This window comes from Corynebacterium sp. HMSC034B08, assembly GCF_001835805.1.
Classification (GTDB): Bacteria; Actinomycetota; Actinomycetes; order Mycobacteriales; family Mycobacteriaceae; genus Corynebacterium; species Corynebacterium coyleae.
In genome coordinates this window covers 1-4,659 of record NZ_KV825928.1, presented here as the reverse complement: position 1 = coordinate 4,659, position 4,659 = coordinate 1, and the positions used below count along the sequence as shown (strand labels likewise).

Sequence of the window (4,659 nt, the reverse complement as noted above, 5' to 3'; positions counted from 1 at the left end):
CCGAACTGGACCACCTACATCAGATCAGACACAACGGGGTTGCGGGGCGGAAAGCGTAGCGGGTTACGAGGCGGCACCCTTTTCGACTTTCGCTGCGTGGGGCTAGTTTCGAGCACAGGCAAGGATGAATTTGGAACTAAACAGAGAAAGCCGTGGAACTAAGTCTGGAACTAGGCCGCGTCAGTGGTGGTCAAGGAGTTTTCCGAAACCCCCTCCATTTTCGTTTTCAGCAAGAAGTGACACGGCCTGCTGAGGAAAAGAATTTTCCTAAACCTCGAAATCCGGGAATTCAGCACCAGGCCGAGTCGGAAGCAAGCAACAAGATGTTGACGGCAACACAGGAGATCGCGGCCGCCAATAGTTGTCCGGCCCCGCCCCGGATGAGGCGAACCAAGAGTGCTATAGAGAATTAGCGGAGGTAATCGAATACCAGGTTACAGAGACATAAACGACATAAGCGAAGATAAGAACGAGAGGAACGAAGGCACCTACAGCAATACAGACCGCAAGCAAGCCGACGGACTTAAGTCCACCTTTGGGCTCTGCAGATGACGCAACGAGAAGCACTGTCGGTATGGCAGCGACGAAAAGAAGAGCGATAAGCAGAAGAGCAGCGGCCCCGCTTAAATACCCCGCAAGAAGAGTCCCGATGCCCGCGCAAATCCACAAGAGCTTTTGCAGGCTCACAATTCGTACCTCCGGCTATTTGTTAGGCGTATTTGCACGAGTCTAGTTAACCCTTCTTTTCCTTCCTGCGGGCTTCTCTGCGTTCGCGGCGTCGGGCGCGTTTGGCTTTGCGGATATCGACGACCCAACGAGGGACGAACGGCCACGGAAGCGGAATTCCGAACGCGCCCGTAAAACCAATGGCTGCGATGACGAAAGCTACCATGCATGGAACCATCAGTACTGTTTCGGCAGGCTCCGGAAGTCCGATATCTGCGATTAACCCTGTGAGACCAACAGCGCCCATGAGTAGCGTGCCGTAGGGATAAATGAAGAGCGGACCATCGCTTACTCCGCCTTCTGAATCAGCCGAGTCGTACCACCGTTCCGATCTGGGAGTCTTTCGCACGCTCCGAATGTAGTAGGTCCAGTAAAGAACCATGACCACCACAGACCCCATGCAGACGAGCAACGCCGTAGTATCTCCGCCCATAGAGCATGACCTCCTGTGGATGCGTGTTGCGGTCTGCAAAAAACGCTACCAATTTCCGGCTAATCAAGCTCGGCAGCAAATTGAGATCTGCCCATTCGGCCCGGTAACCGTACAAGTGCAACGGCTACTTCTCGGTGAGCTCAAAATCCACTAGCTCGCCTTCGTGCCCGTTAATCACCAGACTTACGGCCTGCGTGCCTGGGTAGTAGGTACGCGTACTGATAACCCGAAACGCGTGCGTCTTGGCCACCACACGTGTTTCACCCGGCGCCAGCGCGAACTTCCCGAGGCGGAACACGCTCGGCTGTCGGGTGCCGTTCTTTTTCAGGAAGTGCACACGGTAGTTTGCTAGCGCATTCGCGACGGTGTTCCCTGTGTTGGTGAGTGTTGCGGACAAGGTCGCCTTCTCCCCTATGGCCACGGCGTGAGGGAATTCAGGGCGGGTAACGGTGATTGCTGTAGGCGTCGAAAACCCGGCAAGCTCCAAAGCCTCACTGTTACCGCGCTTGATCAGACCACGCAATCCCCGTTCCACCACCCAAGCCGCGTGTGGAGCCCCGCTGGCCGACCAACGCGAGGCGGTGGCAAGCGCCAACTCAGGGTGCGTGCGGCCGATGTCGTTGAGGTTGTTGGCAACGGATTTTCTCACGAACAGCGACGCATCGTCGTAAAGCCGATCCAAGACCGGAATGATCGGCAAGGGGTTCTCCACAAACGGCGTGTACACCTTCGCCCACGGCAGACGCGGGCGGATGCCCTCTGAGGCGAGGCGGCGCACGTTGTGGCTGTCTGATCCAGCCCACTGATGCACCCGCGGCATGGTTAGCGCTGGGTAGCGATCCAAGAAAGGACGCACCGCAAACTCACCGGTGAACACCCTCGTCAGTGCCTCAATCGCGTCTAAAGAAACCTCCGGATCATCCACCCCGTACAGTTCAATGAAGCGGCTCACCGGCCACAGGTGGAAGGCATGGTTGAAGTATCCCTCCCCTTCCGCAAGTTCGGGGCCAAGCTTTTCGACGACCCCGCCAACCATCTCGACGTAATCCCCCTCAAGTCGTTCCTGAAGCCCCTGTGCGAACACGGTCACACGGTCCAGGATTTCTAGACCTTCGACGCGTGGCGCGACCCACGCGGCGTATTCCTCGCCATCAATACCAAGCTGTGCGCCGAGCTTTTGCGCCGTGTCTGCGTTGAAGTAGTCCTTCATTTTGGTGGCCATAGCTGTGCATTATGCCCGGCCACGGTTACTCAGCAGGTGGCTAGAGCTATTTCTTCCTTTTGATTCGGTTGCTTTTCGTTTTCCAGGCTTGTCTGCGTTCGCGCCTTCGAGCGCGTTTGGCTTTACGGATATCGACGACCCAACGCGGCACGAACGGCCACGGAAGCGGAATACCAAACGCGCCCGTGAAACCAATGATTCCGATGCCCCAGGCGGCCATGCATGGAATCATCAACACCGTTTCGACAGACTCAGGAAAGCCCACACTTCCGATCAGCCCCATGGCCCCGGCGGCACCAAGAATTAGTGTGCCGTAGGGATAGATAAAGAGCACGCCATCGCTTTCTGCACCGTTTGCGTCTGCCGAGTCGTACCATTCCTCTGATTCGGGTACTCTTCGCACGCCCTGGATATAGAAAGTCCAGCAAGCGATCATCAACAGGACTGCACCGATGCAGACGAGAAGCCCAATAGTTTCCTCACTCATAGGGCATGTCCTCCAAAGGTTGAGTGTGAGGTATGCCATAAAACGCTACCACCATCCGATGAATCGGCTCGGGAGCAATTGGGAGGTTCGCGGCTAGTTGATCAGGCCGCAGTTGCGCCAAATCTTGAGCATCTTGGGCCGGTTTTTGTAACGGATGGCTAGCTCTTCCATCTTTTCCAGCACTGCCTTACGCGCGACTGGATCGGCCGGGAAGCAGTCGATGATTTGCGTCGCCGATGCGGCAGCCTGCTTGTACGCCCTGTCGCCACTTGCCCGAGCAATGTGCTCAGGTTCCCTGAGCATGATTTCAAATGCACGTTCCGGGTCGTGACTGGATAGCACTGAACGGGCGAATTCAAATGCAGAGTGAACGTCGACCTCGTCGCTATCTACCACCGACAGGCCCAATTCCGGATCGTTGAATCTCATTGCCGCTTGCAGGAGCATCACGTCTCTGCCCGGGATGCCCTCTGGGATGAGGTCGATCACGTCTTCGGTCACCCCCGGTCCATGGATCACGCGGTCAAATGTCACTGTTCCCGGGTTTTCTTTGAACTTCTCAATGCGGTAGTCCAACAACGCTTTGTCTCCCAGGTAGGCGCGCAATCGGTTTTCAAAGAAATCGATTTCGTTCCAGTGGATCGGTGTATCCCACTTCGAAAGGACTGCTTTGACCTCATCTTTCCTGCCGCGTGACTCATAGAACTCGATGAGGTCCTTCACGGAGTTACCGTCGAGCAGCATTGATTCGATCTGGTCGTCGTCGCCACGCAAGAATGTAACATCGAGGAAGAGATCCTTGGCTCCGTACTTCGGTGGATTCGCCTCAAAGGCTGCGGCGATTGATTCGACCGCGTCAGCGTCGAGAAGTCCCGCGTAGGCCCTCAGATCAGGCCCAAAAAACGGCGCTTCCAGTGTCTCCTTCACCAACCACTTGGCAAGTTTTTGTTGGTCCTCAACGCCGTCAGCGCATGCTCGCGCGTGCAGGTCGAAGCATCGATGCAGCTCGTCGCCGAGCATCCCGGAAGAATCATCCGCACGTCCCAAAACCGCATTCAACCTCGTGATCGCACGCTCAATTTGAGGGCGTACTGCGGCGCCACGGTGCTCATCAACGTACGCCTCCACCACGTCCAGGGCATCGCTCCAGTGCCGTGCGAGTTCCATACTTTGCCAATAATCCCGAAATCCACTGCTCTTCCGCGATGCAGCGGTGATCGCCGATTTCACGTGTTCACGGACTTGCTTGTCATCGCCAGAATCTTTCAGGGCATGAAACTCCAGAAACTCCTGGACTTCCGGAAGTTGCCGCAGATGGCGAAGGAGTCGTCGCAGTTCATCTGGGCTGGCCGACTCCAAGTAGGTGTCCACCGCGTCTGGTGCGGACACGTTGGAGGATTCAACATCCTCGAGGCTTGCGGAATCGTCGAACGAGAGCTCTTTCGGGGCAAGCACCGTCAGCGCGACTGCAACCGCGTGTTTGCACCATTGCGTGCCCACCGGGCAGTTGCACGTCGTGCCCACCCGATCCCCTTGTACAAACAATGTCGTTCGGTATGGCCACGTCCCTTGGACTGCGGCCTGGACTTCGGATTCAGTGTCGCTGAGGATGGTGACATCTGCAGGGGAAATCTTTTTCCCTCGATTAAAGGCCCCAGTCCCTGCGGCGTCTTCGATGTCTTTTTCTGTCAGCCAGCCCAAGATGGTGGTAGTCATTTAGCCAGTGTAACGCCGTTGAAGACGATCGACATGGGCTTTAAACCGGCCTGGGTTGGTGAGAGGGCATGATGT

At 56.4% G+C, this 4,659-nt stretch carries 5 protein-coding genes; all 5 read right to left on the bottom strand.

Features of this window, described 5'->3' with window-relative positions; all coding sequences use genetic code 11:
* Nucleotides 1-399: 399 nt before the first annotated feature.
* On the bottom strand, nucleotides 400-687 hold the full coding sequence (locus HMPREF2656_RS02905; RefSeq protein ID WP_070815816.1) for a hypothetical protein: 288 nt from the start codon (nucleotides 685-687) through the stop codon (nucleotides 400-402).
* 46 nt (nucleotides 688-733) lie between these two features.
* On the bottom strand, nucleotides 734-1,159 hold the full coding sequence (locus tag HMPREF2656_RS02900) for a hypothetical protein (RefSeq protein WP_070815815.1): 426 nt from the start codon (nucleotides 1,157-1,159) through the stop codon (nucleotides 734-736).
* A gap of 124 nt (nucleotides 1,160-1,283) precedes the next feature.
* Nucleotides 1,284-2,381, bottom strand: coding sequence for a DNA alkylation repair protein (locus tag HMPREF2656_RS02895; RefSeq protein ID WP_070815814.1), 1,098 nt, complete (start codon nucleotides 2,379-2,381; stop codon nucleotides 1,284-1,286).
* 46 nt (nucleotides 2,382-2,427) lie between these two features.
* Complete coding sequence (locus HMPREF2656_RS02890; RefSeq protein WP_070815813.1) at nucleotides 2,428-2,868, bottom strand: hypothetical protein; 441 nt, start codon at nucleotides 2,866-2,868, stop codon at nucleotides 2,428-2,430.
* 93 nt (nucleotides 2,869-2,961) lie between these two features.
* The gene (locus tag HMPREF2656_RS02885) at nucleotides 2,962-4,584 is read right to left on the bottom strand and encodes an SWIM zinc finger family protein (RefSeq protein WP_141760992.1); all 1,623 of its coding nucleotides are present in this window, start codon (nucleotides 4,582-4,584) and stop codon (nucleotides 2,962-2,964) included.
* Nucleotides 4,585-4,659 lie beyond the last annotated feature (75 nt).

Coding starts and splice junctions, on each gene's coding strand:
- HMPREF2656_RS02895 (WP_070815814.1), bottom strand. CDS start 2,381: ATGGCCACCAAAATGAAGGACTACTTCAACGCAGACACGGCGCAAAAG.
- HMPREF2656_RS02890 (WP_070815813.1), bottom strand. CDS start 2,868: ATGAGTGAGGAAACTATTGGGCTTCTCGTCTGCATCGGTGCAGTCCTG.
- HMPREF2656_RS02885 (WP_141760992.1), bottom strand. CDS start 4,584: ATGACTACCACCATCTTGGGCTGGCTGACAGAAAAAGACATCGAAGAC.
- HMPREF2656_RS02900 (WP_070815815.1), bottom strand. CDS start 1,159: ATGGGCGGAGATACTACGGCGTTGCTCGTCTGCATGGGGTCTGTGGTG.